Source organism: Streptantibioticus silvisoli, assembly GCF_027947535.2.
Lineage (GTDB): Bacteria > Actinomycetota > Actinomycetes > Streptomycetales > Streptomycetaceae > Streptantibioticus_C > Streptantibioticus_C silvisoli.
Genome location: NZ_JAAGKO020000039.1, coordinates 54,224 through 72,128, shown reverse-complemented (window position 1 = coordinate 72,128; position 17,905 = coordinate 54,224). Strand labels below are relative to the sequence as shown.

Sequence of the window (17,905 nt, the reverse complement as noted above, 5' to 3'; positions counted from 1 at the left end):
CGTGCGCATGCGGATTCATGTCGTCGACCACCCGCTGGTGGCGCACAAACTCACCACGCTGCGCGATCAGCGCACCGACTCGCCCACCTTCCGGCGGCTCGCCGACGAGCTGGTCACCCTGCTCGCGTACGAGGCGACCCGCGACGTTCGCACTTCCGAGGTCGAGATCACCACGCCGGTGAGCCCGACCACCGGTGTGCGGCTCTCGCACCCGCGTCCGCTCGTCGTTCCGATCCTGCGGGCCGGCCTCGGCATGCTCGACGGGATGGTGCGGCTGCTGCCGACAGCCGAGGTCGGCTTCCTCGGCATGGTCCGCGACGAGGAGACGCTCCAGGCGTCCACGTACGCCACCCGCATGCCGGACGACCTCTCCGGCCGCCAGGTCTACGTACTCGACCCCATGCTGGCCACCGGCGGCACGCTGGTCGCCGCCATCGAGACGCTGATGGAGCGCGGTGCCGACGACGTGACCGCGATCTGCCTGCTCGCCGCGCCGGAGGGCGTCGCGACCATGGAACGCGCCCTGGCCGGCCACCCGGTCACCGTCGTCACGGCGGCGGTCGACGAGCGCCTCAACGAGCACGGCTACATCGTCCCCGGCCTCGGCGACGCCGGCGACCGCATGTACGGAACGGTCGGCTGACGCCAGGTCACCACCGACGATCCCCGGGGGAACGGCCCGGCCGGCGCGCGGCGCCGGCCGGGCCGTCGCGTTGAGGGGGACGCCGTGCCGGCGGGGTGTCGTGTTGACGGTGGCGTGCCGTTGGCGGGGTGTCGCGTAGAGGGGGGCGCTGTGCCGGCGGGGTGTCGTGTTGACGGGAGGGGCGGCGGTGACCGGAGGGGCCGTGGGGGCGCGGGGCGCGCGCGGCAGGCGGGGCGGGCGGGCCGGTGTGAGGCAGGCCGGGTGCGAGGCACGCGGGGCCGGGGCAGGCAGGAGTGAGGCACGCGGAGCCGGGGCCGACGATGGCACGCGGACGCGGAGTACTGACACGAGGCACGCGGAGCGCGGGGAACCGGGGCGTGCGATGCCGGAGCGGGGCCGAGGGGTTCCGAGAATATGAAGGCGATCGAGGCGATCGAGGGAACCGCGGAGGGCCGGCGTTCGGAGAGGTTTCGCAGAGGTGGGGGACCGCGGGCGGGGGTCAGGTCCGGCCGCTGGGCCGGCAGGTCTTGCCGCTGGGGGTGGGCGCGGGCTGCTGGAGGACGGTGAGGGCGTGCCCGGCGTTCTGCAGCGGGTCGAGGGTGCCGAATGCCGACCCGATGATCAGATCGACGTTGGACGCGCTGGCGCGGGAGGGGTCCGTCTTGAGGCTGCCGGCGGCCAGTTCGGTGCCGAGCACCTTGAGCGCGGAGGTCGCCTTGGGGCCGCCGAGCAGTATGGCGGTGCCTTTGAGCTTGTTGTTGTACGCGTCGGGGGCGTTGCCGACCTTGCCGATGGAGAAGCCGCGCTTCTTCAGCTCGTCGGCGGTGGTCTTGGCGAGTCCGGCGCGGTCGGTCGCGTTGTAGACGTTGACGGTCACCGCGGACGGCTTCGGCAGGCGGGCGCTCGTGGCGTCGGCCGCCTTCGTGCCGACCGCGGAGGACGGACAGTGGCCGGCCGTGTCGCGGCCGGACCCGTTGCCGTCGAACGCTCCGGCGAGCTGTGCCGTCCCCACCCCCACGACCCCGAGGACGATGACGCCGGCCACCGCGGACAGCACGATCCGTCGGCGATTGCTGGGGCGGTGCATCCGGGGAAAGGTGGTCCCGGTGACGCGGTACTTGCCGCCCATGCCAGGAGGAGTGAGCATGCTCATAACCGCAGCGTAGTGCGGGAACCTGCGAAGGCGTACTAGATGATCATCCTATGGCCTAATCACCAACCCGAAAGGGCCAAGGAAATCCCGGATTGACGGGATCATTCCATCTCCAGAACCCGCGCGTGCAGCACCTCTCGTTGCTGCAACGCCGCCCGCACCGCCCGGTGCAGCCCGTCCTCCAGGTACAGGTCCCCGCGCCACTTCACGACGTGGGCGAACAGGTCCCCGTAGAAGGTGGAATCCTCCGCGAGCAGCGTCTCCAGGTCCAGCTGCCCCTTCGTCGTGACCAACTGGTCCAGGCGAACGGGACGCGGTGCCACGTCCGCCCAGTCGCGGACGCTGGCGCGGCCGTGGTCCGGATACGGACGACTGCTACCGATGCGCTTGAAGATCACACGGAAAGCCTACCGGCCGACCCCGTCCGACCGCAGCCATGCCACGGCCTCCCGGCCCACCCGGTGCCCCCGGGAACGCGAAGACCCCTCACGCACCCGCCAGAGCCCACTTACCCTTGCTGCCTTCCGGCCCTGGGGGAGTTCAGCGAGATAGCGCCACGTGAGGGGCTACGCCAACCCTACCCCACCCCCCGCCCTCACATCGAGTTCGCAACCACCCCTCCGCACCCTGTACTGTTCTCCACGGAGGATTCGCCTAGTGGCCTAGGGCGCACGCTTGGAAAGCGTGTTGGGGGCAACCCCTCACGAGTTCGAATCTCGTATCCTCCGCCATTGCTCTCACCGGGCAATACGTCGAAGGGCCCCACCGGTCGCGGTGGGGCCCTTCGACGTGTGTGGTCTCAGTTGGCGTCCGCACAGTCGGCGTACCTGGTGAACGGTCTCGGACCGTACTCGTCTCGGCTCGCCCCTCGTTCGAGTGGCGCGCAGCGGAAAGTCTGTGCGCCGGCATAGACCGCCGGTACGAACGAACCATGCAGCGTTGGTCACGGCTCAACGAACGCCAGCTCGCCCTGCTGACTCGCATCGGGGACGGAAGCGACCCGGTCACATCCGACAACTCCGATCTGGCACTGACCGCCCACGCTTTGAAGGAGCGGGGTCTGATCGCCATGCCGAAGGCTGGCGGAAAGAGGTGGCTGGCCGAGATCACGGACGCAGGCACGTTTTATCTGGCACAGGGCCACCATCCCGACCTGCCCGCGAAGCGACCACGGGTCGCCACTGCGGCCGGCGTCTCGGCCTCCCCAGCAGGGGAACCCACGGCCTCCTCCGGGCCCGGGGGCGCTGGCCAGGCCGACTGTCCAGCGACAGTCGCTGACGCGAGCACTCCGCGGACGCCGGCTCGGCCGGCTCGGGGCAAGGGCGAGATCGGAGGCCCAGCCCTGATCGAGCAGGTTCTGGCAGTCGAGCGCTTCCTCCGGATCCCGTATCAGAAACCGGCGGAACGAGCCGGCTACAGAAGGGCGTTCGACGCGGCTCGCACCTGCGCACCCACCGGGTATCACTTGAAGTACAGCGGCCGGGCGAAGGGCGACTTCCTCCTGGGGCTGCTCAGGATCACCGGCGAGGACGACACCGAGTGGAACCGGATCCGGCTGCAACGCAGCAGGACGATCGCTGATATCGACGAGGTGATCGGGCCGTCCGTGCCGACCACAGCGCCTTCGAGGTCTCCGAGGACGTGCTTCCTCGCGTGCTGTCCCTGATCCAGCTCCTGGCGGAGAAGGCCCTCAGCTGTCACGGCGATATGACCGTGTCCAAGAAGCGCAGGCAACCGCGGCCGATGCTGACCATCCATGGCAGAACGTACGAACTGGGCTTCCAGGAGAAGGGGAAGCAGGTCCGCTATGTACCGCCTCAGAAGGGCCAGCGCCGGACATACGACTGGCAGCGTGCAACGCCGGCGTTCCGGTCTGAGCCGTCCGGAGAACTGGAGCTTCACCTCTCACAGGGGCACGGCTCGAAGCTGAACTGGGCCGACACCTCCGCGAAGCCGCTGGAGGCGCAGATCGACACGATCTTCCGTGCCCTGAAGAAGCATGCCGAGGAGCAGGAGCGGGCCCGACTCGAACGGGAGGCCGCGTACCGGCAGCAGCAAGCGGAGTGGGAACGGCAGGAAAAAGAGCGGAAGCAGGCGGAGGCCAAAGAACGGGAACGCCGGCAACGGGAGTGGGAGTCCGCGCTTACGGAAGCCAGAACTGCCGCGACCCACGCGGCGAGAGGCGGCCGATTCGCCACGGCGCTTGATGCATGGCGATCGGCAGCCGAGATCCGTGTGTTCTGCACGGCACTGGACCAGGCAGCAGGCGGCACCACCCAGCCCGCAGAAGCCGAACGGCTACGGCAGTGGTCCCAGTGGGGCAAGGAGCAGGCGGACAGCCTTGATCTGACCGCTGAACGTGGCCTCGCCGAGGCAGAGTTCGACAGTGACCCGTCCGGCGATCAGTTGCGCCCCTACTTGAACGGCTGGAACCCGGACCGACCGGAGAAGGAGAGGCTGCCGCCGCAGTCCCAGCGCGCCGAGCCGGAACCACGGCGGGACTTCACCGACGTACGTCTGGATCAAGGCTGGAGATATGGACGCCCAGGTCGCGCGCAATGGTGGAGGCGATGACGCCGTGCCCCCGGTCGCGCAGCGCTCGTACGGCGCGTTCGACCAGCTCGCCGAGGCGCTGCACTTCCGCTCGCAGGGCGACCAACTCGTCGTAGCGCTCGGCCCGTTCCTCTCCGCACCACTCCCGAACCATGCGCAGGACGGCCTGCTCGGCGTCCAGCTTGTGGTCGTCCCTGCGCTGCCATGACTGCCACGCCGATTGCGCCCACTCTTCCTCAAGGGCCCGCTGACGCTTGTCCATTTTCGGAAGGATCACATCCCCGGTATGAGGTGAACGCGCACAGGACCTCGTAGCCAGCGATCGTGTTCTCCGAGACGCTGATCGGCGCGATGTTCTCGATCCAGTGGGTGAGCCATGCCTTGACCGTCCACGCGTTGCCGGGCTTGCGGACGGTGCCTGCGTCACGCTCCTTCTCCAGTTGGCGGACGGCCTTGGTGACTTCGGGTCGGGTCTTGGGGGATATGTGGCGCCGGTCCGGGGTGCCGTCGTCCTTGACGCCGACGGTGACGCGGCCGTGCCAACGACCGTCCGTGCCTAGGTAGATGGAGGAGGCCCTATTGGGCTGGCGGGTCTTTGCCATGGTCGCCTCCTCATGCCGCGGTGTCGAAGTCGGCACGGGTGTTGTGCCGGGCGACGAAGTCGGCGAGCGCTTCCGTGGGGATGCGGCGCAGGCGTCCGATCTTGACGGAGGCGATCTCGCCGGAGGAGACGTACTCGTAGAGCTTGGTACGGCGGCCCATGCCGATGCGGCGCGCGGCCTCCGCGACGGTGAGGGCGACGAGGGTGGCGTCGTTGTGGGAGTGGTCGCTCTGGCGCTTCAGGGCGAGCAGGGCGTCCTCGTCGACGCCGAGCAGGTCGGCGATCTGGGCGAGGACGTGCGAGGGCAGGGCAGCCGTCGCGGCAAGCGCCCCATCCCTGTCGCACTCGTCGACTCATGACGGCAACAGGGCCTGGGACGCGGCAGGTGCCCCCACCCACCTCGGCAGAGTAGTGATCTGTCTCACATTGCCACGCTGGCGACTGCCATTCATTCCCTCGTTCCGGGTGCGATCCCCACGCCCAGAACAGCCAGAACAAGACCTCTTGTTTCTGCGCACTATCGCTGCGCGGTCGGCCTCTCGAGCGTCGTGGGCTCCCGCCAACGGCAGTGCGTTCCCATCAACTCCTGTTAGTTTTCCCTCTGTTCCTACCGACGGGCAACCGCGCTCAACGCGGTTACGAATAGTTAAGGTTGTGCGCAACGACACTGCGCACCAAAAGGGAGTAACGTGATGAAGGCGTTCTGCAAACTGCTGGGTGAGGCGATGCAGAGCAACTGGTCGACGCTGCGGCTGTGCATGCTGATGCTGGCCGCGACGCCGGTGGTGTATCTGCTGATCAGGCTGAAGTAGCCCACAGAGAGGGTGGTCCCTGTGAGACACGTCCAGGCCGTGAACGGCACCATGAATCTCGCTGACCGGGTCTGGCGGGCGTTGACACCGTTCCGGCGCGGCCGCAACTCGGTCGACGACCTCACGTCCGTGCTGACACTTTTGGTCCTGGCCCGCTTCGTCGCGACGGACGAGCAGGCCGGGGACAGTCTGAGTAGGCGGTGGGCGCGGGCCGTCGCAGAGGCCGGGAGCGGCCATCCGCCGGTCTCCGACCTCGAAGTGATGCTCAACAGTGCTCGGGAGCACGATGGTTATCCCGAGCCGGAGCTGTTCCGGCTCGGCCTGTCGTCCGCCGGCGCCACGGCGGACGACCTTCCCTGGCTGGCCGACGTCCTGGTCGCTCTTCAGGACTGGCCCGCGCCGGCCGAGGCGGATCTCGCCGAAGTCTGCGAATCGCTCATCGAACGGCACGCCCGGGATACACGGTCCGGCGACAGCGGTGAGTTCCATACGCCGCGCGCGGTCGCCCTGCTGCTGGCAGCGCTGGCGGACCCGCAGCCGGGCGACCGGATCCTCGACCCGGCGTGCGGAACGGGCGAAGTCCTGGCTGCGGTTGTGCCCTGTCTGGAGGAGCGAGGGGTGGTCGACGGGGCCACCGTCGAGGCGGTGACCCTGAACCCGGGCAACGAGAGGCTCGCCCGGATGAACCTGGCTCTGCACGGTGTGGAGCGTCCGGCCGTCGGTCGTGCCCGACCGGCCGGGCCGTTCGGGCAGCCGGGCGATGGGCTGGTGGACTGTGTGGTCAGCAACCCCCCCTTCCACCTCCGCGTTCCCGAGACCGGCGGGCGAGTCTCCCGGAAGACGGGCCGGGAGGCGGGCCACAGCGTCCACTTCGCGTGGCTGCAAATGGCACTGGACCGGTTGAGCAACGGCGGGACGGCCGCCATGATCACGGCGCCGGCGGCCGCCTGGTCGCCGCACGGCCGGGAGATGGATAAGCGCCGGCAGATGGTGGAGGGCGGCAACGTCCTGTGCGTCGTCGCCCTGCCCGGGCACCTCTTCTTCCCCCAGACATCGGTTCCGGTGCATGTCTGGGTGCTCGCCCGTGACAAGACCCGTCAACTGCCCGCCGGTCAAACGAAACGCATCCTGCTCGTCGATGCCAGCGACCTGGGCATCCAGTTGCCGCGGCGGGAGCGGGTACTGACGGCTAACGACGTCGAGCGGATCAGCCGGCGGTTCGCCGAGTGGCGCCGTGCGCCGGGCACGACCCCGGACGAGCCGGGCTTCTCCCGATCCGTCACACACGAGGACGTGATCAAGCACGGGTACAGTCTGGACCCTCGCCGTTACGTCACCTCGGTGCCGAATCGTCCCAACGCCGCGCTCGGCCTGTTCGGGCTCCTCGACGCCCTCGACCAGCACGAGAGGGCGAGATCCGTGTCGGGAAGCGGGCTCAGGGACGCGCTGGACGCCTGCCGACGCTCGGTTGACGGTAAGGCACAGGCCCCCCGCGTTCCCCTGGGGCAGTTCGTGACCGGCGAGGCCGCAGACGCGAACAGTCTGCTGCTCGCCGGGCCCTCCGGCAGCCTCGTTCGCGCCGGTGACTACGTGGAGCAGGGCGGGGTGCCCGTCGTGATGCCGAAGGACCTGACCGCCGCGGGGTTCGACGAGAGGGGGATGAAACGACTCGACGAACGGCGGGCGGACGTTCTGAGGCGTTTCCGGCTCCGGGTCGGCGACGTGGTGCTGGCACGTCGGGGCCAGCTGGGCCGTTGCGCGGTGGTGCGAACTGAGCAGAAGGGCTGGATCTGCGGCACCGGTTGCTTCATCCTCCGCCCGCCGACGGGCCTCGACCCCGACTATCTGGCGGCCTATCTGCGAAGCGGGGAGGCACGCGCCTGGCTGGACGCGCACTCCACGGGCATCACGACGATGCGGACGATCTCGGCCGCGGTCCTGAAGGACCTTCCAGTACCTTGGCCCGAGCCGGGCCCACAACACGCGCTGGCCGAGGTGATGGAACGGGTGGCCGATTACCAGAGGCAGTTGCACGAGGAGTTGACCCTGCTGGAACGAGTACGCCAGGACGCACTCGCGGCGCTCCTGATGGGCGGTGCCTGAGGGCGGACACGATCGCCGGGGTGCGGAGAGACCGGTGTGGTCGGCCGGTTCGGAGGCGGCGCGTCCCCGCACGCGGCGCCGTTACACGACATACCGCCGTTCCCGGCGTGGGCGGACTCCGGGGTACCGCAGACCGGTCCGGCACGAAGGCAGACGACAGACCGTAGGCTGGCGGCACCCGGCCAGGGTGCCGGACAGCCGTGGGGGCGCAACATGGATCACCTCTTCACCGTGTCGGGGCAGAAGGCGATTCCGGTCGCGCGGACCGGCCTGGCGGCGGAGGGCCTTCTGGAGCGGCGGCACCTCCAGGAGTGGGTCATCGCACACCCGCAGGTGCTGGGCGAGTCGGTGCTGGTCGTCACGGCGGAGTTCGACCGGTGGGCCGACGCCGACGGTGTGCCCGCCAAGGACCGGCTGGACGTTCTGGGCCTGGACGCGACCGGGCGGCTCGTCGTCGTGGAGTTGAAACGGGGCATGGCGGACCGCGACGTCCACCTCCAGGCGATCACGTACGCGGCCCTGGTGTCCCGGTTCGACCTCCGTACCCTCGCTCAGGCGCACCACAGGTTCCGCGTCGCCCGGGGCGAGACGGTGACAGAGGACGAGTGCCGGCAGCGTCTGCTCGACCACGTGGACGGCGAGTGGGACCCCGAACTGCTCCAGCGCCCACGGCTCGTCGTCATTGCCGCGGAGTTCCCCAAGCAGGTGACCCACACCGTCGTGTGGCTCTCGGAGATGAATCTGGACATCGACCTGGTCCAGGTCAGTCTGTGGAAGGTGGAAGGGCACCTCGTCGCCGGTTTCACCAAGGTGTATCCGACGCCGGAGGTCGAGGAGATCACTCTCGGCCCTGCCCGGATGGAGTCGGAGGCCGCGGCCAAGAAGATCAAGGAACGCTCACGGGTGCAGAACGCCGTGCACGTCCTTGTCGGTACCGGCCTTCTGCCGGACGGAACACGGCTGCGCCTGGTGCCGCAGCACGGCGCACCGGAGGCGATCCGGGAGCGGATCACCGTCTGGGCAGCCGAGACGGACGGCCGGTCGAGGGCGGTGTGGAACAACAACACCGCCAAGCCACTCACCTGGGGTGCGGACGGAAAGCGGTACTCCGCCACAGGCCTGGCCGAGCACATCTTCACGGCGGTGACGGGTCGTACCGCCTCCGGCATCCAGGGCACGACCTGGTGGGTGGTGGACGCCGACCATGTCCCGGACGGCGTCGACCCGGATGAGTGGGCCGCCGTGGCGGAAGCCGACCTGGTCCAGCTCGCCAAGCAGGCAGGAGGCACCGGATCCACCGGCAGGGACTGGACGGACCTCCACACCGTGCTGGCCGCGATACCCTCCGGACGCTGGACGACGTATGGCGACGTGGCCGCAGCCATCAACAGCCATGCCCTCCCGGTCGGCACCCACATCGGCAACTGTGGGCAGTGTCCCAACGCCTGGCGAGTGCTTACGGTCAAGAGACGCGTCAGCGCCAGGTTCCGTTGGACGGACCCCGAACGCACAGACACCGCGGTGGACGTGCTGCGCAGCGAAGGCATCCTCTTCGACGGATCCACTGCGGACCGGGGATTCCGCATGACGGCTCAGGAACTCTCCCAGTCGCTGAATGGATGACGCCGGCTTCGAAAAGACTCGGGTACGGCAGGTCGTCTTCCAGCGCCTGGGTTGAGCGCGATCGCCCGGTCCCGCGCCGTTGAGATGAGGGGCACGGGCCCCGATAACCTCAGCCGTCGCAGCAAGCGATACACAACCACCGCTGCCAGGACGCTGGGGCTGCGAGACTTCGATGACGGCACGGCTCGTGTTCAGAAACTCGGCCGGGCAAGAGATCACCACTCAGGACCTCAAAGGCTTCACCGGCAAAGTGAACTGGGAAGTCACAGGTGGCGAGCAAGTGCCCGCGCAGGCCAGGCTCCTGCATCAGCGGGCCCGGAAAGCAGGCGGACGCGGCGATTACGACCGTGCTCTCACCTTTCTCGGCCAGACTCAGGCACTCGCTCCCGCCTGGCCCTACCCACCCTATGACGCAGCGTTCACCATTTTGCTCCAGGGAGACACCGCCAAGGCCGAAGAGCTCTACGAGCGCGTCGACCGCCTCGCCCCACGCGGATTCTTCACCCGCAAGACCGCTCTCGACATGCTTCGAAGAGAGCGGGCCGGAACTCTGTTCACTGGCTTCAGCATGGCATTCATACGACTCGAATGGGTCAGCGATCCTGAGAAGAAGAAGGCGATACTCCAAGGCATCGTGGCACGACACCCGCAGTTCCCGCCGGCATGGGAGGAACTCGCGACCCTGATGACCGGCTCGCACGACCAGTTGCAAGCGATCGCGAAGGGGCTGGAGAGCAATCCCGACCTTGAGACCAAGGGCATGCTGCTGATCAACAAAGCGCTTCTGTTGCGCCGGGGCGGCGACCAAGAAACCGCGATCCACATATTGGGCGAGCTCACCCTCGACCCCTCCTCCACCCTTGGCACGGAGACTCTTGCGAAGGTCGCCCTCGCAGGAATGTTCTGATTCACGTCAGGCTCCACCATAGGCACGGCTGCCCTGCTTCGCGAATACGTCGCTGCTTCGGCCTGACGGCGATGCCGTGTACCGGGCCGCTGGCTCCTGTCCGGTCTCAGTTTTGGTCTCGCCCATAGGCGTCCACGGAGGTTCAGAGACCCTCTCGGAGCACGGGAATGCGCAGGTCCAGGCGCTACCGCATACGCCAGAACGGGCAGGCGGTCAATTGGAAAGCGTGTTGGGGGCAACCCCTCACGAGTTCGAATCTCGTATCCTCCGCCATTGCTCTCACCGGGCAATACGTCGAAGGGCCCCACCGGTCGCGGTGGGGCCCTTCGACGTTGTCCGACTTCCGTCTCCGTTTCCGTCTCACCCGTGTTGTCCAGGGCTCCCCGGGACAGTCCGCCGACCCGGTCCGCGGCCTTCCGCGGCATCGGATCGGTCACGCGTTCGCCCTGAAGCCTGGACGGCCGACCAGCCGTGTCGGGGAACAGCCGGTCCGGTCGGCGCGGTTGCATGGGTGGAGGGGCCGGCGCCGCACGGGCGGGGAAGACGTGACCGGACCGCAGGGTTGCCAGTCCCGCCAGGATCTGGGCCTCGGCAGCGTGGTGTGCCCGCCACGCTCTTCGGGTTCACCACGTACTTCTGCAGGAGGACTGCTTCATGACCGACCGGCCCTTGACGCTCATGGCCGTACACGCCCACCCCGACGACGAGGCCACCGGGACCGGAGGGATCCTCGCGCGGTACGCGGCGGAGGGCATCCGCACGGTTCTCGTGACGTGTACCGACGGCGGCTGCGGTGACGGACCCGGGGGTGCCAAGCCGGGCGATCCCGGGCACGATCCGGTGGCGGTCGCCGTGATGCGCCGTCAGGAACTGGAGGCCAGCTGTGACGCCTTGAAGATCAGCGACCTGGAGATGCTGGACTACGCCGACTCGGGGATGATGGGCTGGCCGAGCAACGACGCCTCCGGGTCCTTCTGGCGGACCCCGGTCGAGGAGAGCGCCGCCCGGCTCGCGGAACTCATGCTGCACTACCGGCCCGATGTGGTCGTCACCTACGACGAGAACGGCTTCTACGGCCACCCCGACCACATCCAGGCCAACCGCATCACGATGGCGGCGCTGGAGATGACCGCGCTGACGCCGAAGGTCTACTGGACCACGGCACCCCGCTCGATGATGCAGCGGTTCGGCGAGGTCCTGCGCGAGTTCGGTGCGGACATGCCCGAACCGGATCCCGCCGAGGCCGCCGCGATGGCCGAGATCGGCCTCCCCGACGACGAGATCACCACGTGGGTGGACACCACCGCGTTCAGCGGTCAGAAGTTCGACGCGCTGGCCGCGCACGCCAGTCAGGGCGAGAACATCTTCTTCCTCAAGATGGGCAAGGAGAGGTTCGGCGCGTTGATGGGCACGGAGACCTTCGTACGTGTCCGGGACACCACCGGCGCGGCCGTCCCCGAGAACGACCTCTTCGCCGGACTGCGCTGATCCGCCCGTTCTGCCGGCGGGGAAGGGTTGCCGACCGCACCCGGTGACCGGCCAGGAACCGGTGCCGGTGGCGTCGGCGGTGTACCAGCCGGCCGGCGCGGCGATCAATGCGTCGGCCTGCGGTTTGGCGGAACCCGGTGGCCCCCGGCGGCCCCCCGCCCCCGAAAAGGTCACCCCCGAAAAGGTCACCCCCGAAAAGGTCACCCCCGAAAAGGTCACCCCCGAAAAGGTCACCCCCGAAAAGGTCGCCCCCGAAAAGGTCACCCCCGAAAAGGTCACCGGCGAAAAGGTCACCCCCGGAACAAGCATCCCCGGGGCGAGCACCCGTGTGGAGCCGTCGGCGAGGTGAACGTCTGCTGATGCCGGCCGGCGCTGAACCGTGCCGCGCAAGGCGTTGGGCTCCGTCGTAGGGCCGTCGTGCGCAAGGACGTTCGTCTCCGTCGTGTGACGGTCGTGACCGGCCGGTCACAGCCGGCGCACGGCGGAACTCGTCCGCGGCGGGCCGATGTCCTCATGGGTGTCGGCCGATGCCGATGAGCAACACCACAGCCTGGGGGAAACCATGAGCCACCGTCGCGTCTTCGCCACCGTTCTGCTCGGCACCGCCGCAGCGTTCCTCGCCACCGCCTGCGGGCCGTCCGACTCCGGTTCGAGCGCGTCGTCGGCGAGTGGCGTCAAGGCGTCCGCCGCTGCCACCGCCGCCGGCGCCGCCGTCCCCTCGAGCCCGGCGAGCGCGTCGGACAGCCCGGCCCGTTCCGGGAGCGCGTCCACCCCGAAACCGGCCGTGCCCGCCGCGGCACCGGCTGCCACGACTCCCACGGCCAAGGCGGCCTCCCCGATCCGCACCCAGATGTTGCCGGACGGCAGCAAGGCCGAGATCTACAAGCTCGGCGACGAGCACTACCGTGCCGACGTCATCCATGACGGCCAGCTCTTTGTCACGCTGGAGACGAAGCAGCACGACGCCGGGATCGACGCCAACGACATGTTCATCGTGCTCACGATGAGTGGCGACGTCCATGCCTGGATGGGCGGTGGGCACCAGGGCCCGGGCACGTTCAAGCTGGCGGGCGATTGGACGGCCAAGGTCACGAAGATCGGCGAACTCCGGTACCGCGCGCAGATCCTCGGCAACCAGGGCGAGGTGGACGCCACGCTGGAGACGGACCAGCACGACGTCGGGCTCGACGCCAACGCCGTGTACATCGTGCTCAGCGACGGAGGCCTGATCAGCGCCCACGAGTGAACGACTGCCCGGCGGGGCGGAAACGTTCGACCGGTCCTGACGCCCTCCGGGCCTCGCGAAGGCGGCCCGGCGATCCCTCGCACGCCGTCGGCCACGCGGTCGGGCCACGCATCGGAGAGCCCGACCGTGAGCACTCGCCCTCGGCCCTGCGCAGCAGATCAGGACGCTGCTGTGCCTGCGCGACCCCCAACGCGTGCCGCCGGAAAGCGTGTTGAGGGCAGCCCCTCGCGCGTTCGGATCTCGTATCCTCCGCCACTGCTCCCGCCGGGCGATACGTCGATGGGCCTCACCGGTCGCGGTGGGGCCCATCGACGTGTGGTGCGGTCGGCTTCCGGTCTTCGGCCGCCCGTCAGCGTGTGGCGGCGAGGGCCGGGGCGCGCCAGACGTCGATCACGATCCGGTGCTGCCTCGGGCCCACCACCGCGGCGTCGTCGGCGTAGTTCTGGTCGACCTGGGCCGCCTCCGCCGCGCTCGGCTTGGCGTTGGTGCACGACGTTCCGGGGCCGTGGCCGGACATCAGCTCCGAGCAGGGACCGCTGTAGTCGTCGAGCAGCCCGAGGATGTGCCCGGTTTCGTGCGCCGCGATCCGGGTCATGTCGTAGCCCTCGTCGACCGCTTCCTGGCCCAGATCCACCTCACCCTTGCTGCCGCCCGGGACGATCGGCCCGAGCGTCGTCTCGGGCCAGCCGCTGGTCGCCACATAGCTGAAGTTGGCCGACCCGGGCGAGGTCGCCGGCTGGAGGTGCACGTTGTGTTCCGCAGCGTTCCAGTTCGCCACGCCCTGCGTGATCGCGGCGGCCCACTGTCCGGCCCGGCTGGCGTCGTAGGTCAGAGTGACCACCGAGCTGGTCGCTTTCGGCGCGGGGTGCGCCGAAGCGACACCGGATGTCACGCCCAGCACGGCCGGGATGAGTGCCGCCATGGCGGTTATTCGCTTGATCATGAGACTCGTTTCCCTCCCTGACAACGGTTGCCTGTGAGCCACCAGGGCACCACGTCATCAGCAAGCGCCACAAGTACGCGGTTATCGATAGGAGTTGAACGCGATCGTCTCATCGGTGATCATTTCCGCAACGTCAGGGACGGCAGGGACGTCTCGGCGGCCCCGCCGGGCGACTCCGCGGCAGGGTGTGAGCCGCGTTGCGAGCGGTGCCGTGGAGTGCTGTGGCATGCGTGGCGTGCGTGGCGTGCCGTGCGACGGGGGGTGGCGACGGGACCGACGGTTCAGGCGGATCTGCGGGTCGGCGCGGGGACGGACGGCGAATCCGACCGGGGCGGGTCCGGCCCCCGGTCCGTTCCGTGGCGTGCCGGAGAGCACCGCGTCCCCCGGTCCGTTCCGTGGCGTGCCGGAGAGTGCCACGGGCCCGGAGACGCGGCCGGCCCGGAGACGCGGCCGGGTCCGGGGACGGGGATGATTCACGCTCATGACGGCGACGAAGCAGTGCGTGGTCCGGGCCGCTGCCCGCAACAACGCCGAGTGGTGCGCGTCGATGTGCCGGTCGCACGGCTTGACGGGTGAGTTCGGGCCGCAGGCCTGGACCGCGCCGGCCCGGACGCCGCCGTACTACCCCGACGCGGTGACGCTGACGCCCGGTGCCGATGCGGCCGCCCTGGTGGCCCGGATCGACACCGCCGCGCCCGGCGCCTGCGTCAAGGACAGCTTCGCCGACCTCGACCTCATGGGCGCCGGCTTCCAGGTGCTCTTCGACGCCCAGTGGATCCACCGCCCGGCGAGCGCCCCGACCACCTCGCCGGAGCTTGCCTGGGACGTGGCCGGTGACCGCGACACGCTGCGGGCCTGGGCGCTCGCCTGGGACGACGGGGCGGGCAACGCGGACCTCTTCCGGGCCGAACTGCTCGACGACCCGGCCACGTTCGTGCTCGCCGGATTCTCCGCGCAGGGCCGGGTGAGCGCCGGCGCGGTGGCGAGCCGCAGCGACCACGTGGTCGGCGTCTCCAACCTCTTCGCGTCGCACGGCGGCGCTGACCGGGCCTGGCCGGTGGTGCTGGACGCGGTTCACCGCCTGTTCCCCACCCGTCCCGCGGTCGGCTACGAGCGCGACGCGGACCTGGACGCGGCACTGCGCCACGGCTTCGAGCCGGCCGGCCCGCTACGGATCTGGGTACGGGGGTAGGTGATGGGCCGAGGGCGAGTCCGGGATCCGCCGCTCCGGTGCTCAGCAGCAGGGTCATCGTCCGCGCGATCAAACGGTCAGCGATCAAACGGTCAGCGGTCAAACGGTCAGCGGTCAGCGGTGAACGGTCAGCGATCAGCGGGGGCCGACCGGAGCAGCGCCCACCGACCCGATCAACACACGACGCCGCACCACCACCCGCCAGCAGGGTCACCCCCGCCGGCGACCACCTCCGCCAGCAAGGTCACCCCCCGCCGACCGAACCACCCCCGCCAGCAAGGCCCCCGCCAGCAAGGTAACCCCCCCCGCCAGCAAGGCTCCCCGCTCGCGCCGTCACCCCAGCAAGGTCTCCCGCCCGTTCCCCCTCAGCGCGCTCCGACCAGGACCTCCGCCGCTGCCACGCCGGAGGCGGCCGTCGCTCCGTGGGTGAAGATCTGGACCGCTCCGGCGGACGGGCCGCCCGGCAGGCCCATCTCCACGACGATCGCGTCCGGGCGGGCCGCGGTGAGGTCGGCCAGGGCCGCGCCCATCCACTTGTTGCGTGAGGCGTCCCTGACGACCACCACCAGCGGGCGTCCCACGGCCGGCGCCAGCGCGTACTCCGCCAGGACGTCGGGTCGGGCGGCCAGTTGCTGGTGGTGCACCCGGACGAAGGTCGTTCCGGGCAGCCGTTCGCGCAGCGGGACGGCGACGCCCCACGGGGTCTCCTTGCCGATGGCGAGGTTGGTGGAGGGGACCAGCTCGACGACGTGCGGAGGGGCGGCCAGCGGCAGCGCGTTCTGCGCGGGGCCGGCCAGCCGGATGGCGCGCCGGGCGGCGACGAAGCCGATGTCGCCGCTGATGGGGTTGACGGGCACGGCCCGGCCCAGGCCGATCGACCAGTCGGCGAACTGCGCGACGCGGTCGGCCGCCTCGGCCAGCCGTTCCTGCGTGAGCTCTCCCGACGTCACGGCCCGCACCAGCGCACCGGACAACTGGCCGACGGTCGACTCCTCGGCGCTCTCCCCGCCGACGCAGATCGCGTCGGCGCCCGCGGCGACCGCCTTCACCGTGGCGCCGTCGATGCCGTAGCGCTGGGCGACGCCGCCCATCTCGATGGCGTCGGTGACGATCAGGCCGTCGAACCCGAGTTCCTCGCGCAGCAGGCCGTTGAGGATGCGGCGGCTGAGGGTGGCCGGCAGGTCCGGGTCGTAGGCGGGGACCAGCAGGTGCGCGCTCATCACCGCGCGCACGCCCGCGGCAAGGGCGGCCCGGAAGGGGGCCAGCGCCTGCGTGGTGACCTCTTCCAGGTCCGCGTCGTAGGTGGGCAGGCCGTGGTGGGAGTCGATGGCGACGTCCCCGTGGCCGGGGAAGTGCTTGGCGCAGGCGGCGACCCCGGCCGACTGGAGACCCCGGATCCACGCGGTGGCGTGCCGGGACACCACACCGGAGTCGATGCCGAACGACCTGACGCCGATGATGGGATTGTCGGGGTTGGAGTTGACGTCCACGCTGGGCGCGTAGTTCAGGCTGACCCCGGCGGCGTGCAGCTGGCGGCCCAGGTCGCGGGCGACGGATTCGGTCAGTTCGACGTCGTCGACCGCGCCGAGGGCGAAGTTGCCCGGCCGGGTCGAACCGGTCGAGGACTCCAGCCGCGTGACGTCTCCCGCCTCCTCGTCGATCGCGATGATCAACGCGGGGTTCTCGGCGCGCAGTTGGTCGGTGAGCCGGGCGACCTGCTCGGCGGAGACGATGTTGCGGGCGAAGAGCACGACGGACGACAGGCCGTCACCGATGTCGCGCCGTATCCAGTCCGGCGCCTCGGTGCCCACGAAACCCGGTTGCAGGACGGAGAGCGCGAGTCGTCGCAGCTCATCGCTGTGCTTGCTGGAGGACATGGAACGCGCCTTCCGGGTAGTACCGACCCGCTGATCGCACCGGCGACAACTGGTACAGACCACAGGGATATTGGCCTGTACCAATCTTCAGTGTCAAGGGGCGGGTACGCATCGCGCCCGCCGGCCCGCCGGCACCCCGTCGACCGCGCCGGGCCCTCGCCCACCTCGCCCCTCCGGCCGCGCCCACCATCCCTCCGGCCCAGCTCCGGGCCGTACCGCCCGCCATGTCCCCGGCTCCCGGACCGCGCCGCCGGCCATCCCTCCGGCCCAGCTCCGGGCCGTACCGCCCGCCATTTCGCCGGCTCCCGGACCGTGCCGCCCACCATCCCTCCGGCCCGGCTCCGGGCCGCACCCCTCGCCAATGCGCCACCCCCCCCCCCCCCCCCGGATGACCCCCGTCCCGCCTGGCCCCACCGCACCCACCCCGCGAATCACCTGTTGACACCGAAGTTGGTCTAGTCCATTTTAGTGGAACACGTGTTCAATCGGAACGCGTGCGGCGCACCACCGTCGGCGGCACGCGAGTTGGTCGGCCGGTGCCGTGCGGCAGGGTGCCCGGCGTGCGCCGTCGCCCCCGCGGCCGTTCACCGCCGACGTCCGACCCGTACCCGGCGACAGGCCGACCGCGCCGACGACACGCCCGACCCGTACCCGGCGACAGGCCGACCGCGCCGACCGTCCAGACCGTTGCGACACGCGACCGCCCCGGCCGCGCAGCCCGCGCCACCCCGCGCCAACCGCCCGGCGGAGCCACCCGCCCCGGC

General features: G+C 69.9%; 15 protein-coding genes, 1 tRNA gene, 1 other RNA gene and 3 pseudogenes. 11 read left to right on the top strand and 9 right to left on the bottom strand.

Translation table 11 applies throughout. The annotated features are described in order from the left end of the window. The first annotated feature begins 7 nt into the window (after positions 1 to 7). Positions 8 to 643, top strand: a complete 636-nt coding sequence (upp, locus tag POF43_RS23625; protein WP_271317724.1) for a uracil phosphoribosyltransferase — start codon at positions 8 to 10, stop codon at positions 641 to 643. Positions 644 to 1,142: 499 nt separating this feature from the next. Here the strand turns inward: upp and POF43_RS23620 are convergent, their stop codons facing one another. From POF43_RS23620 to ffs, 3 genes are all read right to left on the bottom strand, one after another. Continuing rightward, positions 1,143 to 1,796, bottom strand: a complete 654-nt coding sequence (locus POF43_RS23620) for a LytR C-terminal domain-containing protein (RefSeq protein ID WP_271318046.1) — start codon at positions 1,794 to 1,796, stop codon at positions 1,143 to 1,145. Between the two features lie 101 nt (positions 1,797 to 1,897). Further along, on the bottom strand, positions 1,898 to 2,194 hold the full coding sequence (locus POF43_RS23615) for a type II toxin-antitoxin system VapB family antitoxin (RefSeq protein ID WP_271318045.1): 297 nt from the start codon (positions 2,192 to 2,194) through the stop codon (positions 1,898 to 1,900). A 76-nt stretch (positions 2,195 to 2,270) separates the two neighbouring features. Then, positions 2,271 to 2,367, bottom strand: an RNA gene (ffs, locus tag POF43_RS23610) — signal recognition particle sRNA small type. A 72-nt stretch (positions 2,368 to 2,439) separates the two neighbouring features. Between ffs and POF43_RS23605 the strand changes: the two genes are divergently transcribed. The 3 genes from POF43_RS23605 (at position 2,440) to POF43_RS23595 (ending at position 4,370) form a co-directional block, all read left to right on the top strand. After that, positions 2,440 to 2,527: transfer RNA gene (locus POF43_RS23605), tRNA-Ser, on the top strand. Positions 2,528 to 2,727: 200 nt separating this feature from the next. After that, on the top strand, positions 2,728 to 3,462 hold the full coding sequence (locus POF43_RS23600; RefSeq protein ID WP_271323997.1) for a hypothetical protein: 735 nt from the start codon (positions 2,728 to 2,730) through the stop codon (positions 3,460 to 3,462). After that, positions 3,450 to 4,370 (top strand): hypothetical protein, encoded by a 921-nt coding sequence (locus POF43_RS23595; protein WP_271323998.1) that lies wholly within the window; start codon positions 3,450 to 3,452, stop codon positions 4,368 to 4,370. Before POF43_RS23600 ends, POF43_RS23595 begins: the two co-directional genes overlap by 13 nt. On the opposite strand, the pseudogene POF43_RS23590 reads toward POF43_RS23595, so the two are convergent. The 3 genes and pseudogenes from POF43_RS23590 to POF43_RS23580 form a co-directional block, all read right to left on the bottom strand. Further along, positions 4,300 to 4,629: pseudogene (locus POF43_RS23590) on the bottom strand (PE-PGRS family protein); the annotation flags it as partial. The gene POF43_RS23595 and the pseudogene POF43_RS23590 sit on opposite strands and share 71 nt — an antisense overlap. Then, positions 4,626 to 4,951, bottom strand: a pseudogene (locus POF43_RS23585) (site-specific integrase); the annotation flags it as partial. The pseudogenes POF43_RS23585 and POF43_RS23590, both read right to left, overlap by 4 nt. A 10-nt stretch (positions 4,952 to 4,961) precedes the next feature. Then, positions 4,962 to 5,192 carry a helix-turn-helix domain-containing protein gene (locus tag POF43_RS23580; protein WP_271324004.1) on the bottom strand — a complete coding sequence of 77 codons (231 nt, stop codon included), beginning with the start codon at positions 5,190 to 5,192 and terminating at the stop codon, positions 4,962 to 4,964. Between POF43_RS23580 and POF43_RS23575 the strand changes: the two genes are divergently transcribed. From POF43_RS23575 to POF43_RS23555, 5 genes are all read left to right on the top strand, one after another. Continuing rightward, positions 5,166 to 5,309, top strand: coding sequence for a hypothetical protein (locus POF43_RS23575; RefSeq protein ID WP_271323999.1), 144 nt, complete (start codon positions 5,166 to 5,168; stop codon positions 5,307 to 5,309). The two genes, POF43_RS23580 and POF43_RS23575, sit on opposite strands and share 27 nt — an antisense overlap. A 492-nt stretch (positions 5,310 to 5,801) precedes the next feature. After that, entirely contained in the window at positions 5,802 to 7,865 is a 2,064-nt protein-coding gene (locus tag POF43_RS23570) for an N-6 DNA methylase (RefSeq protein WP_271324000.1), read from the top strand. Positions 7,866 to 8,078: 213 nt separating this feature from the next. Then, on the top strand, positions 8,079 to 9,488 hold the full coding sequence (locus POF43_RS23565; protein ID WP_271324001.1) for an MGMT family protein: 1,410 nt from the start codon (positions 8,079 to 8,081) through the stop codon (positions 9,486 to 9,488). Between the two features lie 172 nt (positions 9,489 to 9,660). Then, positions 9,661 to 10,395 (top strand): tetratricopeptide repeat protein, encoded by a 735-nt coding sequence (locus POF43_RS23560; protein WP_271324002.1) that lies wholly within the window; start codon positions 9,661 to 9,663, stop codon positions 10,393 to 10,395. A gap of 654 nt (positions 10,396 to 11,049) precedes the next feature. Beyond that, on the top strand, positions 11,050 to 11,883 hold the full coding sequence (locus POF43_RS23555; protein ID WP_271324003.1) for a PIG-L family deacetylase: 834 nt from the start codon (positions 11,050 to 11,052) through the stop codon (positions 11,881 to 11,883). A 213-nt stretch (positions 11,884 to 12,096) separates the two neighbouring features. Here POF43_RS23555 and POF43_RS35190 read toward each other — a convergent pair. Further along, positions 12,097 to 12,192: pseudogene (locus POF43_RS35190) on the bottom strand (pentapeptide repeat-containing protein); the annotation flags it as partial. A gap of 253 nt (positions 12,193 to 12,445) precedes the next feature. Here POF43_RS35190 and POF43_RS23545 point away from each other — a divergent pair. Beyond that, complete coding sequence (locus POF43_RS23545; RefSeq protein WP_282704738.1) at positions 12,446 to 13,129, top strand: hypothetical protein; 684 nt, start codon at positions 12,446 to 12,448, stop codon at positions 13,127 to 13,129. 349 nt (positions 13,130 to 13,478) lie between these two features. On the opposite strand, the gene POF43_RS23540 is transcribed toward POF43_RS23545, so the two are convergent. Next, positions 13,479 to 14,072, bottom strand: coding sequence for a snapalysin family zinc-dependent metalloprotease (locus tag POF43_RS23540; protein ID WP_271325450.1), 594 nt, complete (start codon positions 14,070 to 14,072; stop codon positions 13,479 to 13,481). Between the two features lie 481 nt (positions 14,073 to 14,553). Between POF43_RS23540 and POF43_RS23535 the strand changes: the two genes are divergently transcribed. Then, the gene (locus POF43_RS23535) at positions 14,554 to 15,264 is read left to right on the top strand and encodes a hypothetical protein (protein ID WP_271325451.1); all 711 of its coding nucleotides are present in this window, start codon (positions 14,554 to 14,556) and stop codon (positions 15,262 to 15,264) included. Between the two features lie 365 nt (positions 15,265 to 15,629). Here POF43_RS23535 and POF43_RS23530 read toward each other — a convergent pair whose 3' ends face one another. Further along, the gene (locus POF43_RS23530; protein ID WP_271318573.1) at positions 15,630 to 17,141 is read right to left on the bottom strand and encodes a glycoside hydrolase family 3 protein; all 1,512 of its coding nucleotides are present in this window, start codon (positions 17,139 to 17,141) and stop codon (positions 15,630 to 15,632) included. Between the last annotated feature and the right edge of the window lie 764 nt (positions 17,142 to 17,905).

What these genes read in the sequence shown, in the direction of transcription:
- POF43_RS23555 (WP_271324003.1), top strand. Translation starts at nt 11,050, where the DNA reads ATGACCGACCGGCCCTTGACGCTCATGGCCGTACACGCCCACCCCGAC.
- POF43_RS23565 (WP_271324001.1), top strand. Translation starts at nt 8,079, where the DNA reads ATGGATCACCTCTTCACCGTGTCGGGGCAGAAGGCGATTCCGGTCGCG.
- POF43_RS23530 (WP_271318573.1), bottom strand. Translation starts at nt 17,141, where the DNA reads ATGTCCTCCAGCAAGCACAGCGATGAGCTGCGACGACTCGCGCTCTCC.
- POF43_RS23600 (WP_271323997.1), top strand. Translation starts at nt 2,728, where the DNA reads ATGCAGCGTTGGTCACGGCTCAACGAACGCCAGCTCGCCCTGCTGACT.
- POF43_RS23535 (WP_271325451.1), top strand. Translation starts at nt 14,554, where the DNA reads ATGACGGCGACGAAGCAGTGCGTGGTCCGGGCCGCTGCCCGCAACAAC.
- POF43_RS23620 (WP_271318046.1), bottom strand. Translation starts at nt 1,796, where the DNA reads ATGAGCATGCTCACTCCTCCTGGCATGGGCGGCAAGTACCGCGTCACC.
- upp (WP_271317724.1), top strand. Translation starts at nt 8, where the DNA reads ATGCGGATTCATGTCGTCGACCACCCGCTGGTGGCGCACAAACTCACC.
- POF43_RS23545 (WP_282704738.1), top strand. Translation starts at nt 12,446, where the DNA reads ATGAGCCACCGTCGCGTCTTCGCCACCGTTCTGCTCGGCACCGCCGCA.
- POF43_RS23560 (WP_271324002.1), top strand. Translation starts at nt 9,661, where the DNA reads ATGACGGCACGGCTCGTGTTCAGAAACTCGGCCGGGCAAGAGATCACC.
- POF43_RS23540 (WP_271325450.1), bottom strand. Translation starts at nt 14,072, where the DNA reads ATGATCAAGCGAATAACCGCCATGGCGGCACTCATCCCGGCCGTGCTG.